Below are 24,155 nucleotides of genomic sequence, written 5' to 3'. Positions count from 1 at the left end.
GGGGGGTCCATAGAGTGTCCCCTCGAGCCGTCAGCATCCGGTCGTTCGTCCCGAACAACCGGATGCTTCAACGACAAGGATGGGGAACAGTGCTTCGTACTCGAGGAATGCGACGGGCGCTCACGCTGTGCGCACTCGCCGCCACCGCGGGATTGGCCGTGCCTACGCAGGCCGTCGCGCAACCGGCGCCACCCGCGCTGCCGGATCTGGCAGGGCTCGTCGAACTGCCCCGGTTCGAGATTCCCGCCGATCTTTCCGTCGAGTCGTTGACCGACCTGCTCGCCGGGGTCCGGGCGAACCCTGAAGAGGTCGAGGCCCTGGCTTCCCTCGCGCCCGCGATCATCGGTGCGGCCGCAGGCCCCGCCGATGTCGCCGACGCGGCCGACGGCAAGAACGACCTGCTCGCGCAGGCCAAGGAACTGCTCGCGAACTCCGAGCTCCCCGAGGCGGTGAAGAGCACCCTCCAGCGCGTCATCACCTTCCTCGACGGCAGCGGCGGCGGCGGACCCGAGATCCCCGAGCCCGGTGCCGTGGTGATTTCGCAGTTCCTCTACCCGACGATCGGCAAGGGCTGCATCGGCGACAGCCAGGACTCCGTGGGCACCGCTCTCGCGGTCGCGGGTCCGTCCCACCTTCCCCCTCCCGGACCGGCCGCAGGCCAGACCGGCTTCGTCTTCACCGCGCTGGGCACCGCCCCCGCCGCCGGCGAACAGCAGCAGCCGCTCACCCTGAGCTGGGTCAACGTCTCCAACGGACGCACGGGCACGCAGCCGCTCACCAACGACGCGAAGATCAACCCCGACGGCCCGACCACGCTGAGCGCGATCGCCGACACCGGTTCGGGTCAGGTCCTCGCCGTGATCTCCGGTGGAATCACCACGCAGGACGAGGGCGCCGATCCGCGTTCGTGCACCTTCCTGCCCACCGTGGGTCTCGTCGCCGTTCCCTGATCAGGTCGAACGCAGATCACGTCGAACGCACCGAAGGCCGTCGGGAGCTCCTCCCGGCGGCCTTCGCTCTTCCTCCACCACCGCCGTTCTCCACCGCCGTTCCTCCACCACCGTCTCTTCCCCCGTCGCCGTCGGGCGTGATAGACCGGTGCATGGCCTTCCCCGCGTCGCGCATCCCCTCGAAGCAGCGTCGTCTGCAGCACGCGTCCGTGAATTCCCGCCGCTCGCTCCTCTCCCACCGCTCGATCCTGTCGATCGCCTCGGAGCGGTCGATCCTCTCGATCGGTTCCTCGTATTCGATCCTGTCGATCGGTAGCTGCGGGTCGGTCCTGTCCATCGGCTCCGTCGGATCGTTCGGTTCGGCGTTGTCCTCGCTGTCGTTCGCGAGTCTCGGCTCGGCACTGTCCGGCCTGTCGCGCTGGTCGCTGCTGGCGTGGCGCGGCGACCATGCCGCACCCGACGAGCATCCGCCGCTCTCGATCACCGTCGACGAATCCGAGCCCGACAAGCACTGTCAGTCCTGACACCTCGAGGCCGCTCGAACGGCCACACAGGTCCGGAGTGCGGGAGGGTACTAGGGATCGACGGCCCTGCCGTGTTAGACACGATGTCAGCGTCGTTCGTATTGCGCACAAATTGTCGTCGTAGGCCGCGTCACCCCCGGCCCCCGGACCGAGGAGCCGCATGGCCGTAGAGACACCGCTCTCCACCAGGGAGGTCCCTGCCCCGCGCGGCATCGTGCCGGTCCTCGCGACCGTCGGTATCAGCGTCGCGCTCATGCAGACCCTGATCGTCCCGATCCTTCCCCGGCTGCCGGTGCTCGTCGGTGCGTCACCCGAGAACACGTCCTGGGCCGTGACGGCGACTCTGCTCGCCGGCGCGGTGGTCACCCCGATCAGCGGTCGTCTCGGCGACATGTTCGGCAAACGCCGGATGCTGCTGACCTCGCTCTCGCTGATGGTGCTCGGTTCGGCGGTCTGCGCGCTCGCGACGAGCCTCGTCCCGCTCGTGGTCGGTCGGGCTCTCCAGGGCGCCGCGATGGGCGCGATCCCGCTCGGTATCGCGATCCTGCGCGACGAGTTGCCCTCCCGCCGACTCCCGGGCGCCATGGCCACCATCAGCGCCACGATGGGTGTGGGCGGCGCGATCGGCCTGCCCGCCGCGGCCTTCGTCGCCCAGGCGACCGACTGGCACATGCTCTTCGTCGCGTCCCTGGTCCTCGGGCTCGTGGGGATCACCGCGATCCTGTTCGTCGTGCCCGAGTCGTCGCAACGCAATCCGGGACGCTTCGACATTGCCGGGGCACTGCTGCTCTCGGTCGCCCTCGTGTTGTTGCTCCTGCCGGTCACCAAGGGCAACGACTGGGGCTGGACCGCCCCGGCGACCCTCGGGATGCTCGCCGGGGCGCTCGCGGTGTTCGTCGGCTGGGGCCTGTACGAACTGCGGGTACCGCGACCGCTCGTGGACCTTCGGCTGTCCGCCCGCCGGCCGATCCTCATGACGAATCTCGCGTCGGTCGCACTCGGCTTCTCGATGTACTCGAACATCCTGGCGTTCCCGCAGCTGCTGATGGCACCGACGGAAACCGGTTACGGCTTCGGGCAGACGATGGTCACCGCCGGGATCGCACTCGCCCCCGCCGGGCTCGTCATGATGGCGTTGTCCCCCGTCTCGGCGCGCATCACGACGCGGTTCGGTGCCCGCGTGACCCTCGGCTGCGGCGCGGTACTGGTGGGCCTCGGTTACCTGATGGCGTACGTGCTGTACCAGGAGGTCTGGCACATCGTCGGCGCCTCGATGCTCATCGGCGCCGGTGTGGGCCTCGCCTACGCCGCGATGCCCGCGCTCATCATGGGTGCCGTGCCGCTGCGCGAGTCCGCCGCGGCCAACAGCCTCAACACCCTGATGCGGTCGATCGGTACGACGAGCGCCGCAGCGGTGGTCGGCGTGATGCTGGCGGCGATGACCCAGCGCATCGGCGACTCCGTGGTGCCTGCCCTCGAAGGGTTCCGCGCCAGCTTCCTGGTGGCGGTCGGCGCGGCAGTGGTGGCGCTCGTCTTCACGGTCCTCATCCCGCCGCCGGGCCGCTCCGTGCGACCCGTCGACGAGACCGACCCCGACCGCTAACTACCCAGCAGTCCGGGCTCGGAGCTCGGTGCGCTGCCTGCGAGCGACCACTGGCCGTAGTCGGGCGTGAGCACGTGGTTGATGTCGACGCTGATGCCGTCGATCCGGACCTCGCCCGGAATCTGGTGCAGGTTCGCCCGCGGATGCACGTAGCCCTTCGGCGTGCCCCAGTCGTGCTGCCAGTAGAAGGACCCGAGGGAGACCGCCGACGCCCAGTCGATGGTCGGCGAGTTGGCGTACACACCGAGATTTCCGGCGCCGACCACTTCCTGCCAGCCCAGCAGGTACGGCACGACCTGGAGCGTGAACTGCTCGAAGGTCGGGTTGTCGTCGATCGAGGCGTAGATCGGCCGGTTCTCCGGGCCACCGGCCGCGTAGTGGAGGTCGAGGCCGCGCCGGGCGTGCTTCAGACCCGCCTCGTAACCACCGTGCCAGTCGGCGGTCGCGGCCTTGCCGTACTGGTAGCAGGAGACCACTTCGAGTCCGCTGTCGAGCAGCGCGTCCGCTTCCCGTCCGGTGAGCGGCTTGGCGCGCATCCACGCGGCGTCTGGTCGCGCATCGGACACGTACCGGATGGCGCCGATATGGCCGGCGGCGCGGATCGACGAGGGCGACGGCACGGCGGCCGAGTAGTCGACGATGGTGCCGAGCACCGGCCGTCCCTGGGCCAGGCCCGGTGCTCCGAGCGCAGAGATCAACGCGACGCCCGATCCGAGCGTCGCGTACCGCAACATGTCCCGCCGCGAAAGGGTCATCGCAACCTGTCCTTCGTATTGCCGTCTGTACGTCCGCCGTATTGCATCACAATCACAGGCGTCCCACCGGCCACACGGGGAATTCGACAGGTCGCGGCAGCCGATATCGCGACGGCGCTACGAGGTCAGCGGCCGGACAGTTCGGCGAAGAAGGCCGGCACCAAGGAGACGTCCTCGATCGTCCGCACCGTGGAACGGACACCGAGACCGTGCTCCTTGAGCAGATCGCACAACCCGTCGCCGTCGACGAGATCGATCGGCGGCGCGCCGTGCCGGTGGGCTTCGGCGCGCGCGTCCTCGGTGAACGATCCGGTGGTGACGAGCAGGCCCTTCTCGCCCCGCCCGACCATCGCGGCGCGGAACTCGCGGACCACGTCGGCACCCGCCTTCTCCGGTGCCCGCAGGAAACGGAAGAAGACGGAGAAGCTCAGCAGCGACACGCGCAGGACACCGGTGCCCTCGACGTGGCCGGCGCCCTCGGGCTCATGGGATCCGCCCGGCGCCGGAATCGTCAGGGTGGTGAATCCGGCCGCGCGCAGCACCGCAGTGGCGAGCCGTTCGAATCCGTCCTCCGACAGGTCGGCGACGGCACCGAGGACCGGTTCGCGCCACAGTTCGGGATCCTCGGGGGCGGCCGCGAGCGGCACGACCTGGGCGCCCTGCGAGACGTTCCGCACCATGCGCTTGCGGCGTTTCTCGGCCGTGTACGCGACCTGCATGGGCTTGATCTCCGACTCGCGCACGGCGCGGCCGCGGTCGGTCACGCTCCACACGCCGCGGCGGGTGTTCGACAGCAGACCCATGCCCTTGAGGTACGTCCGGGCCCAGGCCAGCCGGTATTCGATCTCCGTTCCGGGGCCGTCGCCGTGGAGTACCGCCTGCGCTTCCTCGGACAGTCCGGTCCGGGCGATCACAGCGGAGTCGATCTCCTCGATGACGCCGGATCCGCCGAGCTCGATCACCGCCTGCACGGTCGGCCAGAGAAGATCCGTGTACGGCGGCAACGTGGCCTCGCCACCTCCGGTGTTCCGGACGGAGTTTCCGATCGCGTTCCGGCGCTGCACACCTTCCCCTAACGTCGCGGCCGTGCGGCCGCACTATCGGTCCTGCACGTAGGCAACAACCCTATCCGATGGACGGCCCCTGTCCGCGGGTGCGGGATCGGGCGCGCCGAATCACGAACCGATCGCCCTCCCCGGTCCTACGATCTCCCCACGGAAGAATTTCGCCTCCACCGAAGCGAGTCGCCATGCAACGTCCGGCGCCTGTCGACCTGGCACACCATCCGCACCTCAGCGGCCTGTTCGCGCCTCAACGCGAGGAAGTGGACGTCCGCGATCTCGAGGTCGACGGGGAACTCCCCGCCGATCTGCACGGAAGCTATCTCCGCAACGGGCCCAATCCGCGCTTCGACCCGATCGGCCACTACGTCTATCCGATCGACGGTGACGGCATGGTCCACCGCGTGCAGATCGCCGAGGGCACCGCGCGCTACACGAACCGGTTCGTGCGCACCCCGCAGGTCGTCGCGGAGGAGAAGGCCGGTCGCGCACTGTGGGCCGGCATCACCGATCCGTACTTCCCTCCAGAGGAGGAGGTCGGGCCCGACCTGGCGAACACCATGCGCGAACTGCCGGACATCAACATCGTCCGGCACGGCGGGCGGCTCATGGCGATGGCCGAGGCAGCGCCGCCGTACACCCTGGGTTCCGACCTCGAGACGCTCGGACGCGAGACCTTCGACGGAACCCTGCCGGTCGGGCTGACGGCGCACCCGAAGATCGATCCGCACACCGGCGAGATGGTCGCCTTCTGCTACATGCTCGACCCGCCGTATCTGACCTGGTCGGTGGTCGCACCGGACGGGACGGTGACGCGCGCGCCGACCCCGATCGACGGCGTCGACCGGCCGTTGATGATCCACGACATGGCGTTGACACCGACCTACGTCGTTCTGGTCCTGGCCCCGCTCGTGTTCGACCTCTCGCAGATCTTCTCCGGCGGGTCGCCGCTCGACTGGAAGCCGGATCTCGGAACGCGGGTCGCGCTCCTCCCCCGCGACGGTGGGGCGGTGCGGTGGTTCTCGACCGACACATTCTGGATGTGGCACACCGCCAACGCGTTCGACCTGCCCGACGGCGACGTCGCACTCGACTACGTGGAATGGGCGTATCCGGGCGCGTTGACCGAGAAGGCAGGTCCGAACCGGTCCGTCCTGCGACGCGCCGTGATCGGCCGCAACGGGGTGACCCGCACGACCCTGCACGAACGAGACATCGAGTTCCCCCGCATCGACGACCGGTCGATGACCCTCGGCCACTCCGTCGTCGCGACCATCGGACGCAGCAGGTCGCAGAAACTCCCTGCGGGAGCGGCCGATTCGCTCTTCTGGTTCGATGTGGCGTCCGGAACCGAATCGGTCTGGGCACACGAGACCCTCTCCCCTGGCGAACCGGCCTATCTCTCGGGTGATTCGGGCGGCTACTGGGGCGCGATCGCGACCGACCGGGCGGACATGACGAGTTGGTTCCTCGTCTTCCCCGAGACCGACCCGGCGTCGGGCCCGATCGCGCGGGTCCGTCTGCCGATCCGTGTCCCGGCCGGCCTGCACGGAGCCTGGCTCCCGCCGGACTGAGCGTCGCTCCGGCTAGTTTGGGTGGATGGGTTTCACACGAGCCGAACTCGAGTCCTTCCGCGATGCGGTGATCCCCGATCTCGTCGCGCCCGGCTGCCGCCTGTTGTTCGTCGGCATCAATCCGGGATTGTGGACCGCGGCGACGGGAGCCCACTTCGCGCGGCCCGGAAATCGCTTCTACCCCGCCCTGTTCCGCGCCGGCATCGTCGACCGGCTGATCGACGCGTCGTCCGGTATGAGCGACGCCGACCGCGATCACCTGCTCGAGCGGGGTGTCGGCATCACGAACCTGGCGCCGCGCGCGACTGCCCGAGCCGACGAACTCACCGACGAAGAACTGCGTGAGGGCGGACGTCATCTGGCGAACGTGGTGGCGGAGTTCCGCCCTCGTGCCGTGGCGGTCGCGGGCATCACCGCCTACCGCGCGGCCTTCGGCCGGCGCAAGGCGAAGGCCGGGCGGCAGGACGACACGATCGGCGACGTCCCGTTGTGGGTGGTGCCCAATCCGAGCGGGTTGAACGCCCACGAGACGGTGGAGTCGCTGGCGCGGGCCTACGCCGAACCGGCCCGGGCGGCCGGCATCCTGTCCTGAACTACCGCTGAGCGCCGAACACCTTGTCGAGGAAGTGGGTGGCGCGGTAGCCGGGCGGTGTGCCCTGCACGACGACCGCCCATCCCTCGGAGTTCTCGGTGCGGAGCGGGAGGATCGCCTGGTACTCCGGGGATTCGTACCAGGACCGGGCACGGTCGACGTCGGGGAATTCGATGATCACGAGGTTCCCCTCGAAGGGTCCTTCCATTCCTTCGGGGTCGACGCCGTGGACGAGGAAGCGTCCGTCGTACGGGGCGAGGGTGTCGTCGATGGTCTCGATGTACCGGACGATGTCGTCGTTGAGGTCGACGTTGCGGAGATGAGCCACTGCGTATGCGTTCATGGGGACCACCCTGCGCCTCGTCGTGCACGGAATCGATTACCCCGGAAGTAATGGTGACCGTTCCCCGCCGGCTCTACTGTCGGGTGCATGACCACGGTCGACACTCCCCACGCCGGCGCCCTGCTGCGGGCATGGCGCGAGCGCCGCGGCCTGAGCCAGCTCGCCCTGGCCCATACCGCCGGCATCTCGTCGCGGCATCTCAGCTTCGTCGAGACCGGCCGGTCCCGCCCGTCACGCGCGACCGTGCTGAAGTTGAGCGACCGGCTGGACATCCCGCTGCGCGAACGCAACACCATCCTGGTCGCGGCGGGACACGCGCCCGTCTACCCCGAGCATCACCTCGGCGACCTGCCGATGGCGGCGATCTCCGACGCGATCACGCGAATCCTGTCGTCGCACCACCCCTTTCCCGCACTCGTCGTCGACCGGCACTGGACGATGGTCGATTCCAACGACGCCGTCGGGGTGTTCGTCGAGGGATGCGCTCCGGAACTGCTGGAACCGCCGATCAACGTGCTGCGACTGACTCTGCACCCGCGGGGACTGGCGCCGCGCATCGTCGATCTCGGGCAGTGGCGCGGTCATCTGCTCGCCCGGCTGCAGCACCAGATCGGTGCGACCGCCGACCCCGTCCTGCTGCGCCTGTACGACGAACTCGCCGGTTATCCCTGCGACGATCCGGTCGACGAGGTCGAACCGCATTCGCTGGTCGTGCCGATGCGGTTGCGGACCGAGGCCGGCGAGTTGTCGTTCTTCAGCACGACCACCCTCTTCGGGACCCCGCTCGACGTGACGGTGTCGGAACTGGCGATCGAGGCGTTCTATCCCGCCGACGAGGCGACGGCCCGGGCGCTGAGCGGAGCGTGATCGCCGAATCGGCCGATCACGAACGGTTTCCGCGCTAACGTGGGAGGTGCGCTTCTGCCGAGCGGATCATGCGGAGGACACCGACATGAGCACTGCGAAATGGTGGGTTCTCGATCAGCGGGAGTCCGGCTTCGCCCTCGAACACCGCCCCAGCGGCGACCTCGTACTGATGAACACCGCGACGTCGGAAGAACACGTCCTGCACGGCTACGTGTGGAAGCACTGTCCGCACTTCGGTCTGCAGATCCAGAGCGAGGGCCCACCCCCGTACGGACCGTGGGTGGAGAACCCCGAGGAGTGAGTTTCCCTCACGGGATCATCCGTAGCGGCGTGTGCTCGCCGGTGGCGGTGTCGATCAGCACCGCGCGATCGAGTGTCGCTTCGATCGGCAGCACGTCGTAGACGACCGCACCCAGACGGTCGAGTTCCTCGCGCCGCGTTCGGGGACTCAGCGAACAGTGCGGTGTCCAGCGCCCCGGGACGTAGTAGCGGTGCAGGTCCGCCCCCGTCGTCTCCACGACCCGCACGACGCGATCCTGCCGCTGCACGAGTTCGGCCGAGGGCGCGGGCACGAGTGACGCCCGGCCGCGCCGGAACAATCCGAGAGTGTCGATGTAGACCGGGACCGGTCCCCCGTCGGGTATGTCCTCGAGGGCCGAGACGACGGCGGCCCGGTCGTAGGTCCGCAGCACCGCGTACGACAGGTGCGGCACGTGCTTGCGGTGCGTGTGGGTGAGCAGGGTGGGGATGCCGCTCTCCTCGAGCCGGCCCCACAGGCGCCGGATCGCGCGGTCGGTCTCGGTGTCGAACAGGAGACAGACCGCCAGCGCCATCAGTTGAGTGTGGCGTGCCAGACGAGCGCGGCGGCGAGGGCACCGGCGCCGTTGAGCGACCAGTGCAGGGCGATGGGCGCGAGGATGCTGCCGCTGCGGCGACGCAGCCACGTGAACACGAAGCCCGCGGCGGCGGTCGCGATCACCGCACCGACGATGCCGGCGATCTGCGCGAGCAACCCGGCTCCGAGGAAGGCGCTGAGGCCGGCGTTACCCGCCGTGAGACCGAACGACGAGGCGACGTGCCACAGGCCGAACAGCAGAGATCCCGCGGCGAAGACCCCGCGTGCGCCCCACACCCGCTCGAGGGTTCCGTGGAGCACCCCGCGGAAGGCCAGTTCCTCGGGGATGACGGTCTGGAGCGGGATGATGATCATCGAGGCGAGGAGGGCGCCGGAGATCGTGGCGTAGCGCTCGGAGAGGAAGAACTGCCTGGTGAACGGCAACGCGATGCCGATCGCGACCACCGCCAGGACGAGGCCGACGGCCGCTACCGAGTAGAGCGTCCCCCTCTTCCAGTGCCGGGGTGAAAGTCCGAGTTCCGACCAGCGCATGCCGCGTCGGCGCATCATCGCGACCAGCACGCATGCTGCGATCGGCACGGTCGCGATCGACGCCCACGCCGTGGTGAAGTGGGCGATCAGGTTGGTGGTGATGAGCACCGCGATCACGACGGCGAGATCGATCCAGGCGTGGAAACGGGGAAGCCAGGCCAGCGACGGCACGCGTCCGGTCTCGGGCGAGGGCAACCGTTCGATTTCTACGGTCACGTGCGATCCCTCCGGAAACTCTCGAACATCCGGTCAAGTGTACGGTCGGGGCCTGCCGGCCGCCGTGACGGCGAACACTCCGGCCTCGACTTCTTTCCGGGATTTCCGGTCGTCGGCGACATAAACACGCCACCGAAAGTCGCGAGACGCCGGTCACATTCACTCTGCAGGTCGAGTCCGTCACATGCCCCGTTGTCAAGGCCTTGCGTCGGCGCCGCTAACGTGTACGGCGATCATCAGCCCTCTTCCAGGAGAAACAATGGCCGACTTCCTCTACGAGGACCTGCTGCCGATCGGGGAAGACCCCACCGAGTATCGGTTGCTGACCACCGAGGGGGTGTCCACCGTCGAAGGACCCGACGGCCGCACCTTCCTGAAGGTGGAGCCCGAGGCCCTGCGCCTGCTCACCGAGACCGCGCTGCACGACATCTCCCATTACCTGCGCACGGATCACCTGACGCAGCTGGCGAGCATCCTCGAGGACCCCGAGGCGTCGAACAACGACAAGTTCGTTGCGCTCGACCTCCTGAAGAACGCGAACATCGCCGCCGGCGGCGTGCTGCCCATGTGCCAGGACACCGGCACCGCCATCGTCATGGGCAAGCGCGGCCAGCAGGTGCTCACCCCGGGCGACGACGAGGAGTCCATCGCGCGCGGTGTGTACGACGCGTACACGAAGCTGAACCTGCGGTACTCGCAGAACGCCCCGCTGACCATGTGGGACGAGAAGAACACGGGCAACAACCTGCCGGCGCAGATCGAGCTGTACGCGGACACCGCGAAGGGCCACGAGAACGCCTACAAGTTCCTGTTCATGGCCAAGGGCGGCGGATCGGCCAACAAGTCGTACCTGTACCAGGAGACGAAGGCCATCCTGAACCCGGACTCGATGATGCAGTTCCTCGAGGCCAAGATCCGCTCGCTCGGCACCGCGGCGTGCCCGCCCTACCACCTCGCGATCGTCGTCGGCGGCACCTCCGCCGAGTTCGCGCTCAAGACGGCCAAATACGCCTCGGCGCACTACCTCGACGAGCTGCCCACCGAGGGTGCCATCACCGGCCGCGGCTTCCGCGATCTCGAACTCGAGAAGAAGGTCTTCGAGCTCACCCAGAAGATCGGCATCGGCGCGCAGTTCGGCGGCAAGTACTTCTGCCACGACGTCCGCGTCGTCCGCCTGCCGCGCCACGGCGCGTCGCTGCCCGTCGCGATCGCCGTCTCCTGCTCGGCCGACCGCCAGGCCAAGGCCAAGATCACGCCCGAGGGTGTCTTCCTCGAGCAGCTCGAATTCAACCCCGGCCAGTTCCTGCCCGAGGTCACCGACAGCCAGCTCGACTCCGAGACGTCGGGCGTCTCGGGCACGGGCAAGGGCGCAGCGGTCAGGATCGACCTCACCCGGCCGATGCCGGAGATCCTCGCCGAGCTGTCCAAGCACCCGGTCAAGACGCGCCTGTCGCTCACCGGTCCGCTGGTCGTCGCGCGCGACATCGCGCACGCGAAGATCAAGGAGCGCCTCGACCGCGGCGAGGAGATGCCGCAGTACCTGAAGGATCACCCGGTCTACTACGCCGGTCCGGCAAAGACCCCCGAAGGTCTCGCGTCGGGTTCGTTCGGGCCCACCACTGCCGGTCGCATGGACTCCTACGTCGACCAGTTCCAGGCCGCCGGCGGCTCGATGGTGATGCTCGCGAAGGGCAACCGCTCCAAGCAGGTCACCGACGCATGCCACAAGTACGGCGGCTTCTACCTCGGCTCCATCGGCGGCCCGGCCGCGCGCCTGGCGCTCGACTGCATCAAGAACGTCGAGGTCGTCGAGTACGAAGAGCTCGGCATGGAAGCGGTCTGGAAGATCGAGGTCGAGGACTTCCCCGCCTTCATCGTCGTCGACGACAAGGGCAACGACTTCTTCGCGCACACCGGCGAGGTCACGCTCACGGTCGGCAAGCGCCCCGGTCTGTAGACCCGGCTCGCTGTAGACGCGCTACCACGAACGGCCCGGCAGGATTCCTGCCGGGCCGTTCGTGGTGTCAGCTCCGGGGTGCGGCTCCGGCCGGTTGCCGGATCGTGGCGTTGACCCGGTTCCACATGTTGATCGTCGCGATCTGCATGACCAGCGCGGCCAGTTGCTTCTCGTCGTAGATGTCGGCCGCGGCGTCCCATACCTCGTCGGAGACGGACTCGGGTCGGTCGGCGATCCGCGTGACAGCCTCGGTGAGCGCGAGGGCGGCGCGCTCGGCCTCGGTGAACCGTCGCGATTCGCGCCAGGCCGCGACCGCCGTGAGCCGCTCGACGCTCTCCCCGTCGTCCAGTGCTTCACGCGTGTGCATCTCCACGCAGAAGCTGCACCCGTTGATCTGGCTGGCCCGCAGGTGCACCAGGTGGACCGTGAGGGCCGGAAGCCCGGTGTTCTCGTAGGTCCGGCCCGCGGCCTGCAACGCATCGAGGGTGCCGGGCAGCACCATCACGGGATTGTTCATTCGTGCTTCCATCGTCTGCTCCTGTCACATCGGTTCTTCGGGATCCGTCACTTCCTTGACGGATCCCGACGGAAGAATGTGACGACGATGGACGAGGAATTTCTGGCCAGGGAGTTCGACGCACACCGCGAGCGCTTGCGCGCGGTCGGTTTCCGGATGCTGGGATCGGCGGCGGAGGCGGACGATGCGGTGCAGGAGACGTGGTTGAAGGTAGCCCGCGCCGACACCGATTCCGTGGACAACCTCGGCGGCTGGCTCACCACCGTGATGAGCCGCGTGTGCCTCGACATGCTGCGGGCACGTTCGGCGCGTCACGAGGTCGTCGTCGGCGAACCCGTCGAACCACCTCGACGGAACGACAGCTCCGAGGTGCCGGAAGACGAAGCCGTGCTTGCAGATTCGATCGGTATCGCGATGATGGTGGTCCTCGACGCGCTCGGACCCGCCGAACGTCTCGCCTTCGTGCTGCACGACATGTTCGGCATGCCGTTCGACGAGATCGCGCCCGTCGTGGGCCGATCCCCTGCCGCGACGCGTCAGCTCGCCAGCCGTGCCCGGCGGCGGGTGCGCGGTGCACGTACGGCGTCGCCGGGTGCCCGGGATCCGCGTCGGGTGGTCGACGCCTTCCTCGTCGCGGCCCGCGAGGGTCGTTTCGAGGATCTGCTCGCGGTGCTCGATCCCGACGTGGTGCTCCGCGCCGACACCGTGGCGGCAGCGAATGCCGAGACGGGTCGGCTGCACGGTGGCCCCGCACTCGAACCGGAACTGCGCGGCGCCGAGGCGGTGGCACACGCCTTCCACGGCCGCGCACGCGGTGCGGTGCCCGCGACGATCGACGGTGTACCCGGGGCGGCGTGGGCGCCGGGCGGGCTCGTGCGGTCGGTGTTCCGCTTCACCGTCGAGGACGGTCGCATCGTGGCGCTCGAGGTGATCGCGGATCCCGAGGCGATCACCACGCTCGACACGGCTCTGCTCTGACGCCTGCTCCGATACGGTTCGAGCCCGGCGGGAGTGATCCCACCGGGCTCGACCCGTCGTGTGCTCGTCAGGCAGCGCAGGTGTGCGTCCGCGCGAGCACCGCGGGCGACTGCACGACCACCTGCTGCAGGAAGTCGAGGACGATGCCCGGGGCCGGTTCGGCGCCGGGTGCCAGCACCGAGCACAGTGCGTGGTACTGGTCGTCGCTCATCACGGGCGCGATACGGAAATGCGTGGTCATCGCGAGCGTGAAGTCGATTCCGAAGTCGCGGGCGCGGACCTGCAGCTGCGGACCGTGCTCCCCCGCGATCAGGCAGATCTCGAAGACGGCCCGTCCGGCGGTGTGCTCGAACGACGCGGCCGGAACGTTGTTGCGGACCATCTGCCGGTAGAGAGGCCGCAGTCCGCCGAGCACGACCGGCGGAAGCGTCACTGCTCGAGGACGGTCGGCGGTGAACATGTGATCACTCCTTCAACCCCTGCGACCCCATCCGGGTCGCCCACTTTTTCTGGAATAAATCCAATAACTGGAACTATTCCAGAAAAACGTTCCAGACGCAACCACCTCGTTGGCCGATCATCCAACCGGCGCACCCGCGGCGGACCGAACTCTGTAGCGCTTGCACCTCCCCCGCCGCACGTCCACCGGACAGTATCGAATGCACCGACGAAAGGAGGGTCCGTGCAGCTCACAACGGTCCGGTTCGATGCGATGCCCGAGGACGACGCCGTCGCACTGTTGCTCGATTGCTGCTCGAGCCGGACATGGGCGCACTCCGTCGTCGCGGCGCGCCCGTTCCGTTCGCGCACCGTCCTGCTCACCACCGCCGCTGCCGCGGCCGAGAACCTCGACGGTGACGACCTCGCCGACGCCCTCTCCGGCCACCCGCGCATCGGCGAACGCAGCGAACATGCCGCGTCCCGCCGCGAGCAGTCCGCCGTCACCACGGCCGACGCCGACATCCTCGACCGGCTCGCCGCCGGCAACCGCGAATACGAGGAACGGTTCGGGCACGTCTACCTCGTTCGCGCCGCAGGCCGCACGGCGCCGGAACTGCTGGAGATCCTCGAGCGGCGCCTCGGCAACGACCCGGAGACCGAGAAGGCCGAGATGCGAGCCGCGCTCGCCGAGATCACCCGACTCCGCCTCGAGCGGATCGTCACCGAGACCGCAGGGAGCCGCACATGAACACCCTGAGTACCCACGTCCTCGACGCGACAGCCGGTACGCCCGCAGTGGGATTGCGCGTCACCCTCACCGACATGCACGGAACCTCGTTGGGCGCCGGTGTCACCGACGACGACGGGCGCCTCACCGGTTTCACCGACGCACTGCCTGAGGGTACCTACCACCTGACCTTCGCCACCGGCGAGTGGTTCTCGGGCCACGGAGTCGCGTCCTTCTATCCGGAGGTGACCGTCACCTTCCGTATCCCGGAGGGCAGCAGCCACTTCCACGTGCCGCTCCTCCTGTCGCCCTATTCGTATTCCACCTACCGCGGGAGCTGACCACCATGACCGAACTGACCGGCAAGATCGTCCTCGGACCGCACCGCTACGGCAAGGCCGAGAACCGGGTGGTGCGCATCGTGCGCGACACCGACCGGCACGAGATCCGCGACCTGAACGTCTCCTCCTGCCTGCACGGCGATTTCGACGCCGCGCATCTCGAAGGAGATCAGGGCACGGTGCTGCCCACCGACAGCCAGAAGCAGACCATCTACTCCTACGCCAAGGAGAAGGGCGTCGAGTTCGTCGAGGAGTACGGCCTCGCGCTCGCACGGCACTTCGTCGACGACGTCGAACCCGTCCGCTCGGCGCGCATCGAGATCGAGGAGTACGCCTGGGAGCGGGTCGTCGTCGACGGCACCGAGCACGACCACACCTGGACACGCAAGGGATCCGAGGTCCGCACCGCGGCGATCACCGTCGAGGGCACCGGGACCGACCGACGCGAATGGGTGGTCGGCGGCCTGAAGGACCTCGTCGTCCTCAAGTCCACCGGCTCGGAGTTCCAGGGCTTCCTCACCGACCCCTACACGGTTCTCGAACCGGCGGAGGATCGCATCATGGCGACGAGCCTCCAGGCGCGCTGGCGGTTCGCGTCGACCGACGTCGAGTGGGACACCGTGTACGCGGGCGTGCGCGCCACCCTGCTCGAGGTGTTCGCGAACCTCCATTCGAAGGCCCTGCAGCAGAGCCTGTACGAGATGGGCCGCGCCGTGCTCGAACGGTACCCGTCGATCGCCGAGATCCGCCTGTCCGCACCGAACAAGCACCACTTCCTCTACGACCTGGCACGTTTCGGAGTGGAGAACGCCGGTGAGGTCTTCCACGCCGACGACCGGCCCTACGGACTGATCCAGGCGAGCGTGCTGCGCGAGGACGCCCCCGATGCCGGCATCGCCTGGGAGCCCTACACCGGCGCCATGTAATCGCTCACGCAGTCACGACGGATGTCGCTCACGCGAGAGCGGGTTCCAGCGAACGCAGCGCGAGATACAGATCGAAGCGGTCACCGGTGCGCGCGAGGGAACGCCCGGTGAGCGCTTCGACCCGTCCAATGCGGTAGCGCACCGTGTTCAGGTGCACGTGCAGTCGATCGGCCGTGCGCCGCCACGATCCGTCGCAGTCGAGGAATGCCTCGAGGGTCGCGAGCAGACCCGCATCGGTGCGCCGGTCGTGCTCGACGACGTCCCCGAGCAACCGGTCGGCGTAGGCACGCCGCAGTTCGTCGGGCAGGGTCGACAACAGGTCGAGCGCCGAATCGAGTTCGGCGCGTCGCACCGACACCGGACCCGGATCGTTGTGTGCGGCAGCGCATGCCGACGCCGCCGCACGGACCGCGCCGGCCGGGTCGTCGTCGGAACTCTGTCCGCCGACACCGACGAACATCCGGTCGCCGCGCAACGCCGGCGCGAGACGCCCGAGGCGTCGGCTCAACAGCCGTGCCACATCGACGTCGCTGCCGATCGCCGGGGCGACCACCCTGTTCGCCGCGTCGATCGACGTGACCGCTCCGTCCAGGACGTCCTCGACGAGACCGCGCAGGACGTCCGGCGAGATCCGGCCCTCGACTTCGGCCACCACCGCGACCCGCGAATCCGCAGCGCGCACGGTCGGGGTCCGGTCGGTGATCTCCCATGCCACCCGGCGCCGTTCGTCGCGCCGGATCCGATCGAGAGCGACCACCGCGGCGAGCTCGGAGAACGCCTCGACGCACTCCGGTCCGCTCTCATCGTGCCGGATCACCAGGAACCACGCGTCGATCCGGTCCGTCAGTCCGCGTCCCACCGGCAGGACGGTGAGATCGCCCACGAGCCGCAGCGGAAAGCGGTCGGCGATCAGCGCGGCTGCGGTGATCCGGTCGAGCTCGGTCTCGTCGAGCTCGGCGCCTCCCGCGACCGTCACTCCCGTGGAGGTGATCAGTGCCGATTCCACCCCGAGTTGCTGCGCGAGTCCGTCGAGCAGCTCCCCCACGCTCCGGCCGTCGGCGACGGCGGCGAGCCATTGCCGCTGCCGCGCCAGACCCGTCTGCAGGCGATCCATCCTCGCCCCGGCCATCTGCCCGGTCATGTATTCGATGACCCGGCTGAACGGCACCTCGTCGGGCACGACCAGCAGCGGCATACGGTGCCGCGCGCACGCCTCGACCACGTCGTCGGGTACCCGGCCGTGCAGGGCCTCGCCCGCGGCCATCGCCGTCACCCCCGCTCCGACGAGCCGTTTGACGAACAGATCGGAGTCCTCGGCGGAGCGCCGCCACACCAGGCCGGTGAACACGAGCGAGCCTGCGCTGACGTAGCGCGTGGGGTCGGGCATGTCGGTAGTGCACGCGCGCAGCACCGGACGGCTCAGGGCCTCCGCATCGCCGTGCAGTACACCGATTCCGAGCCCCGGCGCCTCCACCACATCTCGAAGAAGCACGATGTTCACCTCCTGGTGACGGTCTTGGACGATCGCACAGTACGAGCCGCGGATTTCCGAGGTGTTTCGTGCGTGCTGCCGCAGAGGTACATCTGCCCGGCGCAGTTGACTGGAGACTCCGACGATCGAGGAGTCGACTATGCACGCGCATCCCACCACCCGGCCGCTCGTCATCCGCGGTGCACACGTGGTGAGCATGGACGCCGCCCGCGCCGAACACCGCGACGGATATGTCGTCATCTCCGGCAACCGGATCGTCGCGGTCGGGTCGGGCGAACCGACCGGATACGACGACGCGCAGATCGTCGACGGCACCGGGTGCGTGCTCACCCCCGGCCTGATCAACACCCACCACCACCTGTACCAATGGATCACGCGTGGGCTCGCTGCCGACCACACCCTGTTCGAATGGCTCACCACCCTCTATCCCGTCTGGGCCGGCATCGACGCCGACGCCGTGCACGTCGCGGCCAAGGGCGCGCTCGCGCATCTGGTGCGCACCGGATGCACGACCAGCACCGACCACCACTACGTCGTGCCCCGCGAGGGCGGGGACGTCTTCGGCGCGGAGATCGCCGCAGCGGCCGAGGTCGGTATCCGCTTCCATCCCTGCCGCGGGTCGATGGACCTCGGTGCGAGCGCCGGGGGTCTGCCGCCCGATCACATCGTCGAGGACATCGACGCGATCCTCGAGGGCAGCCGCGAGGCCGTCGACCGCTGGCACGATCCGTCGTTCGATTCGATGCTGCGGGTCGCGCTCGCGCCGTGCTCGCCCTTTTCGGTGACCGGCGAGCTCCTGAAGCAGTCGGCGCTGCTCGCCCGCGATCTCGGGGTGCGGCTGCACACCCATCTCGCCGAGACCCTCGACGAGGAGGACTTCTGCCTCGAGAAGTTCGGATGCAAGCCCGTGCAGTACATGGAGTCGCTGGGCTGGACCGGCCCCGACGTCTGGTACGCGCACGCCGTGCACCTCGACGACCGCGACATCGGTGTGCTCGCCGCGTCGGGTACGGGTGCGGCCCACTGCCCCACCTCGAACGCCCGGCTCGGTGCCGGCATCGCCCGCGCCGCCGACCTCTACGCCGCGGGCGTACCGCTCGGCCTCGGTGTCGACGGTGCCGCGAGCAACGAGTCGTGCTGCATGCTCGAAGAGGCCCACCACGCCGCACTGTTCGCCCGTGCCCGCAGCGGCCCCCGCGCCATGACCGTGCGCCAGAGCCTCGAACTCGCCACCATCGGCGGCGCCCGGGTCCTCGGACGCGAGAACGAGATCGGATCGATCGAACCCGGCAAGCTCGCCGACCTGGCGCTGTGGCGCATCGACGGCCTCGCCCACTCCGGCATCGCCGACCCGGTCGCGGCCCTCGTCCTCGGCAGCACACCGCCTCTCGAACTGCTCCTGATCAACGGTCGTGAAGTGGTCGTCCGCGACGAGGTCCGCACCGTCGACGAGGACGTCGTGGCACGGCAGGTCGCGGCGGAACACGCCGCGCTGGTCGCCAAGGCGGGGTGAAAGCGATGGATCTGCACAACATCACCGCCTATGACATCGCCCGCGACCGCGCCGATCTGACCTTCGAGGACGGCGCCGCCCCGCTCGGCGGTGGCACGTGGCTGTTCTCCGAACCGCAACCGCACCTGCACCGGCTCGTGGATCTGTCCGGTCTCGACTGGCCCGCGGTGACCCGGCATCCCGACGCTCTGGAGATCGCCGCGACCTGCACGGTCGAACAGTTGGCCGCACTCTCGGACGAAGCGGAGCATCCTGCGGCACCGCTGTTCCGGCAGTGCGCCGAGGCACTGCTGGCGTCGTGGAAGATCTGGAAGCGCGCCACGGTCGGCGGCAACATCTGCCTGTCCTTCCCCGCCGGCGCCATGATCTCGCTGGCGACAGCACTCGACGCGGACGCGGTGATCTGGACGACCGACGGCGGCGAACGGCGGATCCCGGTAACCGACTTCGTTCTCGGAGTCGCCTCCAACGCCCTCGCACCCGGCGAGATCCTGCGGAGCATCCGGATCCCGTTGCACGCTCTGAACTCCCGCACGGCCTTCCGCAAGATCGCCCTGTCGCCGCTGGGGCGATCGGGGGCGGTCGTGATCGGGCGCCGCGACGACGACGGCACTGTCACGCTGTCGATCACCGCGTCGACGGTGCGTCCCTGTCTCCTGCGGTTCACGGAAGTCCCGTCGGCACAGGCGTTGTCCGACGCACTGGCCCGTCTCGTCCCGACGACCAGCTACTACACCGATGCGCACGGCGCAGCCGACTGGCGACGTGCCGTCACCGCGGTTCTCGCCGAAGAGATCCGCGCCGAATTGTCGAACACTGCACTGCCGAAAACGGAGGTTCAGCCGTGAAACTCACCGTCAACGGCCGTGAACGCGACGTCGACCCCCGGCCCGGCCAGTGCCTGCGCACCCTGCTGCGCGAGACCGAGCACTTCGAGGTCAAGAAGGGCTGCGACGCCGGCGACTGCGGCGCGTGCTCGGTCCTGCTCGACGGCGAACCTGTCCACTCCTGCGTGGTCCCGGCCGTGCGGGTCGAGGGTCGTGAGGTCACCACGGTCGCGGGTCTCGGCACCCCCGACGACCTGCATCCCGTCCAGCAGCAGTTCGCCGACGCCGCCGGTTTCCAGTGCGGCTTCTGCACCGCCGGCATGATCGTCACCGCATCCACCTTCACCGACGAGGATCTCGACGACCTGCCGAAACGCTTGAAGGGCAACCTGTGCCGGTGCACCGGCTACCGGTCGATCGAGGACGCCCTGCGGTCGCGCACCAACGTCGAACAGGTCGACGGCCCGTCGTGCGGCCGCTCGCAGCGCGCACCCGCCGCGACGCGCGTCGTCACCGGCACCGAGCCGTACACCCTCGACACCACCGTCGAGGGTCTGCTGCACATCGCCGTCCTCGGCAGCCCGCACACCCATGCGCGGATCGTCTCCGTCGACGCCTCGGCCGCCGAGACACTCCCCGGTGTCCACGCGGTGCTGTACCACCGCGACGCCCCCGCCACCGCCTACTCGACGGCCCGTCATGAGAACCGCAACGACGATCCCGACGACACCTATCTGTTCGACCGGGTCGTGCGCTTCCGGGGACAGCGGGTCGCCGCGGTGGTCGCCGAGAGCCCGGCGATCGCGCACCAGGCGCTCGCGTCGATCCACGTGGAGTACGAGGAGCTGCCCTTCGTCCTCGATCCCGACGAGGCCCGGCAGCCGGGGGCTCCCCTGCTGCACGCCGACAAGTCCCCCGACGCACGCATCGCCGATCCCGGACGCAACGTCGTCGCCGCGATCCACGGCAGCAGCGGGGACGTCGACGCGGCGGTCGCCTCCGCTGCGGCGGTGGTGCGGGGACGCTGGCAGACCCACCGTGTTCAGCACACCCACCTCGAAACACACGGAGCCATCGGACATCTCGACGAGACGGGACGGCTCGTCATCCGCAGTTCCACCCAGGTTCCGTTCCTGGTGCGCGACGAGCTGTGCCACATCTTCGGACTCGAACGGGACCGGGTGCGCGTGCACACCGCCCGGGTGGGCGGGGGTTTCGGCGCCAAGCAGGAGATGCTGGTCGAAGATGTCGTCGCGGCGGCGGTCCTGAGGACGGGCCGTCCGGTGCAGTGGGAGTTCACCCGCTCCGATCAGCTCACCGTCGCTCCGTGCCGGCATCCCATGCGGGTCGATGTCACCCTCGCCGCCGATACCGACGGTGTCCTCACCGCCCTCGCGATCGACGTGCTGGCCGACGCCGGCGCCTACGGCAACCACAGCCCCGGGGTGATGTTCCACGGCTGCACGGAGTCGATCGCGGTGTACCGGTGCCCGAACAAGCGCGTCGACGCCGAATCCGTGTACACGAACAACCGGCCGTCGGGTGCCTTCCGCGGTTACGGTCTCGGCCAGGTGATCTTCGCGGTGGAGTCGGCCATGGACGAACTCGCCGGCAAGCTCGGCATCGACCCGTACGAGTTCCGGCGCCGCAACATCATCGTGCCGGGAGATCCGCTGGTCGCGGCACATCCCGAGGGCGCCGACCTGACGTACGGCAGCTACGGACTCGACCAGTGTCTCGATCTCACCGAACGGGCGATGGCGCGCACGGGTGGCCGGCCCGCGCCGACCGGTGATCATTGGCGGGTCGGCGAGGGTATGGCGCTCGCGATGATCGCGACCAACCCGCCCAACGGGCACATCTCCGAGGCGTCGATCGAACTTCTGCCCGACGGCCGGTATCTCGCCCGGGTGGGCACCGCGGAGTTCGGCAACGGCACCACCACCGTCCACACCCAGATCGCGGCCACCGCGCTCGGCACCACCCCCGACCGGATCGTCGTCCAGCAGTCCGACACCGACGTCACCACCCACGACACCGGCGCGTTCGGATCGTCGGGCACGGTCGTCGCGTCGAAGGCGCTGCTGGCAGCTTCCCACGAGCTGCGACGGCGGATGACCAAGGCCGCCGCGGAGCTGACCGGCACCGACCCGGAGCAGGCCGAACTGCAGGCCGGCGGCGTGCAGTGCGGCGATCGTCTCGTCACCTCCGGTGAACTGCTCGAGGTCGCGGGTGGGCGGTTGCGCGCCGAGGGCCGGCACGGCGGGCTGCCACGGTCGCTGTCGTTCAACGTGCAGGCCTTCCGCGTCGCCGTGGACACCCGCACCGGTGAGGTGCGGATCCTCCGCTCGATCCAGGCCGCCGATGCGGGCACCGTCCTCAACCCCGAGCAGTGCCGCGGGCAGATCGAAGGCGGCGCGGCGCAGGCGCTCGGTGCGTCGATGTACGAGGAGATCATCACCGACGACGCGGGTCGTGTGACGACGGATGTGTTGCGCAATTACCACATTCCGCAGTTCGCGGACGTCCCACGCACCGAGGTCTACTTCGCCGACACCTACGACGAACTCGGCCCCATGGGCGCGAAGTCGATGAGCGAGGCCCCGTTCAACCCGGTGGCCCCGGCGTTGGCGAACGCCGTGCGCAACGCCATCGGGGTGCGGCCGCACGAGCTGCCCCTGTCCCGCGACCGCATCTGGCGACTCATGCAGTGAGACCGATCCGTCGAGACCGGTGTTGTGTGCGATTTCCGGCCGGATTTCGCACACAACATCGGTCTCGTTCGTTGTACGGCCGGAGACGCAACGCAGCCGTAACACGAAGTTGATGCAGCGGGGTCGATTCGACCCATCGCGCTGTGTAAAGTACTGAACCACATCGGGAATCGAACCGATGATGTCCGTCCGGCCCAGGGCCGGTGAACGATCCGGAGCTCCCCTCCGGAGGAGGACTCTCCGGTGACGGGCGCGAGGGCCGTCGCAGACGAAGCACCCCACGTCCCCGGAGGTTTCCATGCGATGTTCCCCGACACCGAGCCCCTTCCACGGCCGGCGCACCCACTGCTGACATGTGCGGCACGATCTCGTCCACCCTCACGCTGGTAGGACGATTCGATCCGGGTGCCATGGCGCACTTCGTCGCCGCCCGCGCCGACCTGCTGCAGGTACGTGCCACCGTCGTCACTGCGACCCGGCATCGCATCGAGCTGCGCACCGAGGGCGAACCCGACCTCGTCGACGCCCTCGAAACGGCCTGCGCTCTCGCCCCCGGCACCAATGTCGTCCTCGATCTCACTTCGACCGAGAGGAACCCGACCCCATGACCGTCTGGACTCCCGTCGCTCTCGCCCGCGACATCGAGCCCGGCACCGCGACCGGCACCACCGTCGACGGGGACTCCGTGGCGCTGTGGCGCGGCACCGACGGCGCCGTGCACGCGTGGGCCGATCGTTGCCCGCACCGCGGCATGCGCCTGTCCTTCGGTTTCGTCCGCGAGGACCGCCTCGTCTGTCTCTACCACGGGTGGCAGTTCGACGGCGCCGGCGCGTGCAGAAACGTCCCTGCCCACCCGCGGATGGAACCGCCGAAAACCGTGAAACCGCAGCAGTATCGGACCGTCGAGAGCGCCGGTCTCGTGTGGGTCGCACCCACCGATGCCGACGGCACACCCGACGTTCCCGACACGGCGATCACCCCGGTGCGATCGGTATGGATCGACGGTGACCGGGACACCGCCCTCACCCTCCTCGGCCTGGACGGAACCGGTGCCGTCGCCACCGGCACGATCGACGGAACCGACGTGATCGCCGGCATCCAGACGATCGACGCGCACACCACGGCCGTGCACGTCGTCGCCGCCGGCGTCGTCCCGGCCGACACCGTGAACGCCCTCGTCCACCGACTGCACGAACTCCGCGACTCCGTGTCGTCCGCGCGAGAGGTAGTGGTCTCGTGAGCATCCCTGTCCTGCACGACTTCCCGCTCGACCCGCGGTGCTACTCGGTGCGACTGGCACTGACACTGCTCGGCGTCGAACATCGGGTGCAACCGGTCGACGTGTTCCCCGGTGGCGCCCACCTCGAATCGCCCTACCGCGAGCTCACCCCCACCGGCGAACTTCCGGTGTTCGAGACCGGAACGACGACGCTCGTCGGATCGATCGACGTCCTCGTCCACCTCGCCGACGGAACCACCTGGGCCGCACCGTCCGACGACTGGATCGACTTCGCGACCGGACCGCTCGAACAGTTCTACTCCTGCCGGGAACGATCGCTGTACACGACGGATCCCGTCGACACCACGGCCGCTCGCGCGGTGGTGCAGTCGCTCGACGACCTGCTCGCGTCCCGCACGACGGACGACGCGTGGGTGGCCGCCGACCGGCCGACCGTCGCCGACATCGCCCTGTTCCCCGCCGCTGCCCTGAGCCGGGACATCGCAATCGACCACGACCGCTACCCCGCCCTGCGCAGCTGGATCCGGCGCATCAAGCAACTTCCCGGCTTCGTGGAGATGCCCGGAATCCCCGTCTTCCCCTGATCTTTCCGACCGCCCACATTCCGAAA

Annotated in this window: 26 protein-coding genes; 18 read left to right on the top strand and 8 right to left on the bottom strand. The window is 68.9% G+C overall.

Annotated elements, in window-relative coordinates:
- Positions 1–107 precede the first annotated feature (107 nt).
- From B9C99_RS00825 to B9C99_RS00815, 3 genes are all read left to right on the top strand, one after another.
- Positions 108–950 carry a hypothetical protein gene (locus B9C99_RS00825; protein WP_088896676.1) on the top strand — a complete coding sequence of 281 codons (843 nt, stop codon included), beginning with the start codon at positions 108–110 and terminating at the stop codon, positions 948–950.
- A gap of 152 nt (positions 951–1,102) precedes the next feature.
- A complete protein-coding gene (locus B9C99_RS00820; protein WP_016693624.1) occupies positions 1,103–1,474 on the top strand; it encodes a hypothetical protein in 372 nt (123 codons plus the stop codon).
- Between the two features lie 160 nt (positions 1,475–1,634).
- Positions 1,635–3,077, top strand: coding sequence for an MFS transporter (locus B9C99_RS00815; RefSeq protein WP_016693625.1), 1,443 nt, complete (start codon positions 1,635–1,637; stop codon positions 3,075–3,077).
- Here the strand turns inward: B9C99_RS00815 and B9C99_RS00810 are convergent.
- Positions 3,074–3,832 carry a DUF1906 domain-containing protein gene (locus B9C99_RS00810; protein ID WP_172414828.1) on the bottom strand — a complete coding sequence of 253 codons (759 nt, stop codon included), beginning with the start codon at positions 3,830–3,832 and terminating at the stop codon, positions 3,074–3,076. The two genes, B9C99_RS00815 and B9C99_RS00810, sit on opposite strands and share 4 nt — an antisense overlap.
- 125 nt (positions 3,833–3,957) lie before the next feature.
- Positions 3,958–4,896: a winged helix-turn-helix domain-containing protein gene (locus B9C99_RS00805; RefSeq protein WP_088896674.1), complete on the bottom strand. Its 939-nt coding sequence runs from the start codon at positions 4,894–4,896 to the stop codon at positions 3,958–3,960.
- A gap of 185 nt (positions 4,897–5,081) precedes the next feature.
- Here B9C99_RS00805 and B9C99_RS00800 point away from each other — a divergent pair, with 185 nt between their 5' ends.
- Positions 5,082–6,467 carry a carotenoid oxygenase family protein gene (locus B9C99_RS00800; RefSeq protein WP_088896673.1) on the top strand — a complete coding sequence of 462 codons (1,386 nt, stop codon included), beginning with the start codon at positions 5,082–5,084 and terminating at the stop codon, positions 6,465–6,467.
- Between the two features lie 25 nt (positions 6,468–6,492).
- The gene (mug, locus tag B9C99_RS00795) at positions 6,493–7,059 is read left to right on the top strand and encodes a G/U mismatch-specific DNA glycosylase (protein ID WP_060651724.1); all 567 of its coding nucleotides are present in this window, start codon (positions 6,493–6,495) and stop codon (positions 7,057–7,059) included.
- Between the two features lies 1 nt (position 7,060).
- Here mug and B9C99_RS00790 read toward each other — a convergent pair whose 3' ends face one another.
- A complete protein-coding gene (locus B9C99_RS00790) occupies positions 7,061–7,402 on the bottom strand; it encodes a DUF1330 domain-containing protein (protein ID WP_006550595.1) in 342 nt (113 codons plus the stop codon).
- 87 nt (positions 7,403–7,489) lie between these two features.
- Between B9C99_RS00790 and B9C99_RS00785 the strand changes: the two genes are divergently transcribed.
- Complete coding sequence (locus tag B9C99_RS00785; protein WP_088896672.1) at positions 7,490–8,269, top strand: helix-turn-helix domain-containing protein; 780 nt, start codon at positions 7,490–7,492, stop codon at positions 8,267–8,269.
- An 85-nt stretch (positions 8,270–8,354) separates the two neighbouring features.
- Positions 8,355–8,570: a hypothetical protein gene (locus tag B9C99_RS00780; RefSeq protein ID WP_026061451.1), complete on the top strand. Its 216-nt coding sequence runs from the start codon at positions 8,355–8,357 to the stop codon at positions 8,568–8,570.
- A 7-nt stretch (positions 8,571–8,577) separates the two neighbouring features.
- On the opposite strand, the gene B9C99_RS00775 is transcribed toward B9C99_RS00780, so the two are convergent.
- Both B9C99_RS00775 and B9C99_RS00770 read right to left on the bottom strand, forming a co-directional pair.
- A complete protein-coding gene (locus tag B9C99_RS00775) occupies positions 8,578–9,102 on the bottom strand; it encodes a 2'-5' RNA ligase family protein (RefSeq protein ID WP_016693633.1) in 525 nt (174 codons plus the stop codon).
- A complete protein-coding gene (locus B9C99_RS00770; RefSeq protein ID WP_172414837.1) occupies positions 9,102–9,851 on the bottom strand; it encodes a CPBP family intramembrane glutamic endopeptidase in 750 nt (249 codons plus the stop codon). The genes B9C99_RS00775 and B9C99_RS00770 overlap by 1 nt, the downstream gene beginning before the upstream one ends.
- A 280-nt stretch (positions 9,852–10,131) precedes the next feature.
- On the opposite strand from B9C99_RS00770, the gene B9C99_RS00765 reads away from it, so the two are divergent.
- Complete coding sequence (locus tag B9C99_RS00765) at positions 10,132–11,829, top strand: fumarate hydratase (RefSeq protein WP_088896670.1); 1,698 nt, start codon at positions 10,132–10,134, stop codon at positions 11,827–11,829.
- Between the two features lie 67 nt (positions 11,830–11,896).
- On the opposite strand, the gene B9C99_RS00760 is transcribed toward B9C99_RS00765, so the two are convergent.
- Complete coding sequence (locus B9C99_RS00760; RefSeq protein WP_172414827.1) at positions 11,897–12,358, bottom strand: carboxymuconolactone decarboxylase family protein; 462 nt, start codon at positions 12,356–12,358, stop codon at positions 11,897–11,899.
- A gap of 75 nt (positions 12,359–12,433) precedes the next feature.
- On the opposite strand from B9C99_RS00760, the gene B9C99_RS00755 reads away from it, so the two are divergent.
- Positions 12,434–13,324 carry a sigma-70 family RNA polymerase sigma factor gene (locus B9C99_RS00755; protein WP_016693637.1) on the top strand — a complete coding sequence of 297 codons (891 nt, stop codon included), beginning with the start codon at positions 12,434–12,436 and terminating at the stop codon, positions 13,322–13,324.
- A gap of 67 nt (positions 13,325–13,391) precedes the next feature.
- Here B9C99_RS00755 and B9C99_RS00750 read toward each other — a convergent pair whose 3' ends face one another.
- Positions 13,392–13,784, bottom strand: a complete 393-nt coding sequence (locus B9C99_RS00750) for a hypothetical protein (RefSeq protein WP_088896668.1) — start codon at positions 13,782–13,784, stop codon at positions 13,392–13,394.
- Positions 13,785–14,006: 222 nt separating this feature from the next.
- Here B9C99_RS00750 and uraD point away from each other — a divergent pair, with 222 nt between their 5' ends.
- Genes uraD through pucL form a run of 3 tightly spaced genes read left to right on the top strand, consistent with a single transcriptional unit; the run spans position 14,007 to position 15,759 of the window.
- Positions 14,007–14,513: a 2-oxo-4-hydroxy-4-carboxy-5-ureidoimidazoline decarboxylase gene (uraD, locus tag B9C99_RS00745; RefSeq protein WP_088896667.1), complete on the top strand. Its 507-nt coding sequence runs from the start codon at positions 14,007–14,009 to the stop codon at positions 14,511–14,513.
- Complete coding sequence (gene uraH, locus B9C99_RS00740; protein WP_016693640.1) at positions 14,510–14,833, top strand: hydroxyisourate hydrolase; 324 nt, start codon at positions 14,510–14,512, stop codon at positions 14,831–14,833. Before uraD ends, uraH begins: the two co-directional genes overlap by 4 nt.
- 5 nt (positions 14,834–14,838) lie before the next feature.
- Entirely contained in the window at positions 14,839–15,759 is a 921-nt protein-coding gene (gene pucL / locus B9C99_RS00735) for a factor-independent urate hydroxylase (protein ID WP_016693641.1), read from the top strand.
- A 28-nt stretch (positions 15,760–15,787) separates the two neighbouring features.
- Here pucL and B9C99_RS00730 read toward each other — a convergent pair whose 3' ends face one another.
- On the bottom strand, positions 15,788–17,251 hold the full coding sequence (locus B9C99_RS00730) for a PucR family transcriptional regulator (RefSeq protein WP_253249922.1): 1,464 nt from the start codon (positions 17,249–17,251) through the stop codon (positions 15,788–15,790).
- Between the two features lie 139 nt (positions 17,252–17,390).
- Here B9C99_RS00730 and B9C99_RS00725 point away from each other — a divergent pair, with 139 nt between their 5' ends.
- From B9C99_RS00725 to B9C99_RS00700, 6 genes are all read left to right on the top strand, one after another.
- Positions 17,391–18,764, top strand: a complete 1,374-nt coding sequence (locus B9C99_RS00725) for an 8-oxoguanine deaminase (RefSeq protein WP_088896665.1) — start codon at positions 17,391–17,393, stop codon at positions 18,762–18,764.
- A gap of 5 nt (positions 18,765–18,769) precedes the next feature.
- Entirely contained in the window at positions 18,770–19,612 is an 843-nt protein-coding gene (locus B9C99_RS00720; protein WP_172414826.1) for a xanthine dehydrogenase family protein subunit M, read from the top strand.
- The gene (locus tag B9C99_RS00715) at positions 19,609–22,305 is read left to right on the top strand and encodes a molybdopterin-dependent oxidoreductase (protein WP_088896663.1); all 2,697 of its coding nucleotides are present in this window, start codon (positions 19,609–19,611) and stop codon (positions 22,303–22,305) included. The genes B9C99_RS00720 and B9C99_RS00715 overlap by 4 nt, the downstream gene beginning before the upstream one ends.
- Positions 22,306–22,658: 353 nt before the next feature.
- A complete protein-coding gene (locus B9C99_RS00710) occupies positions 22,659–22,913 on the top strand; it encodes a hypothetical protein (RefSeq protein WP_016693646.1) in 255 nt (84 codons plus the stop codon).
- Entirely contained in the window at positions 22,910–23,545 is a 636-nt protein-coding gene (locus B9C99_RS00705; protein WP_088896662.1) for a Rieske (2Fe-2S) protein, read from the top strand. Before B9C99_RS00710 ends, B9C99_RS00705 begins: the two co-directional genes overlap by 4 nt.
- Positions 23,542–24,129 (top strand): glutathione S-transferase family protein, encoded by a 588-nt coding sequence (locus B9C99_RS00700; protein ID WP_088896661.1) that lies wholly within the window; start codon positions 23,542–23,544, stop codon positions 24,127–24,129. Before B9C99_RS00705 ends, B9C99_RS00700 begins: the two co-directional genes overlap by 4 nt.
- The last annotated feature ends 26 nt before the right edge of the window (positions 24,130–24,155 follow it).

Source organism: Rhodococcus sp. BUPNP1 (assembly GCF_002215235.1).
In the GTDB taxonomy this organism is placed as follows: domain Bacteria; phylum Actinomycetota; class Actinomycetes; order Mycobacteriales; family Mycobacteriaceae; genus Rhodococcus.
This window is presented reverse-complemented; position numbering and strand designations above follow the sequence as displayed.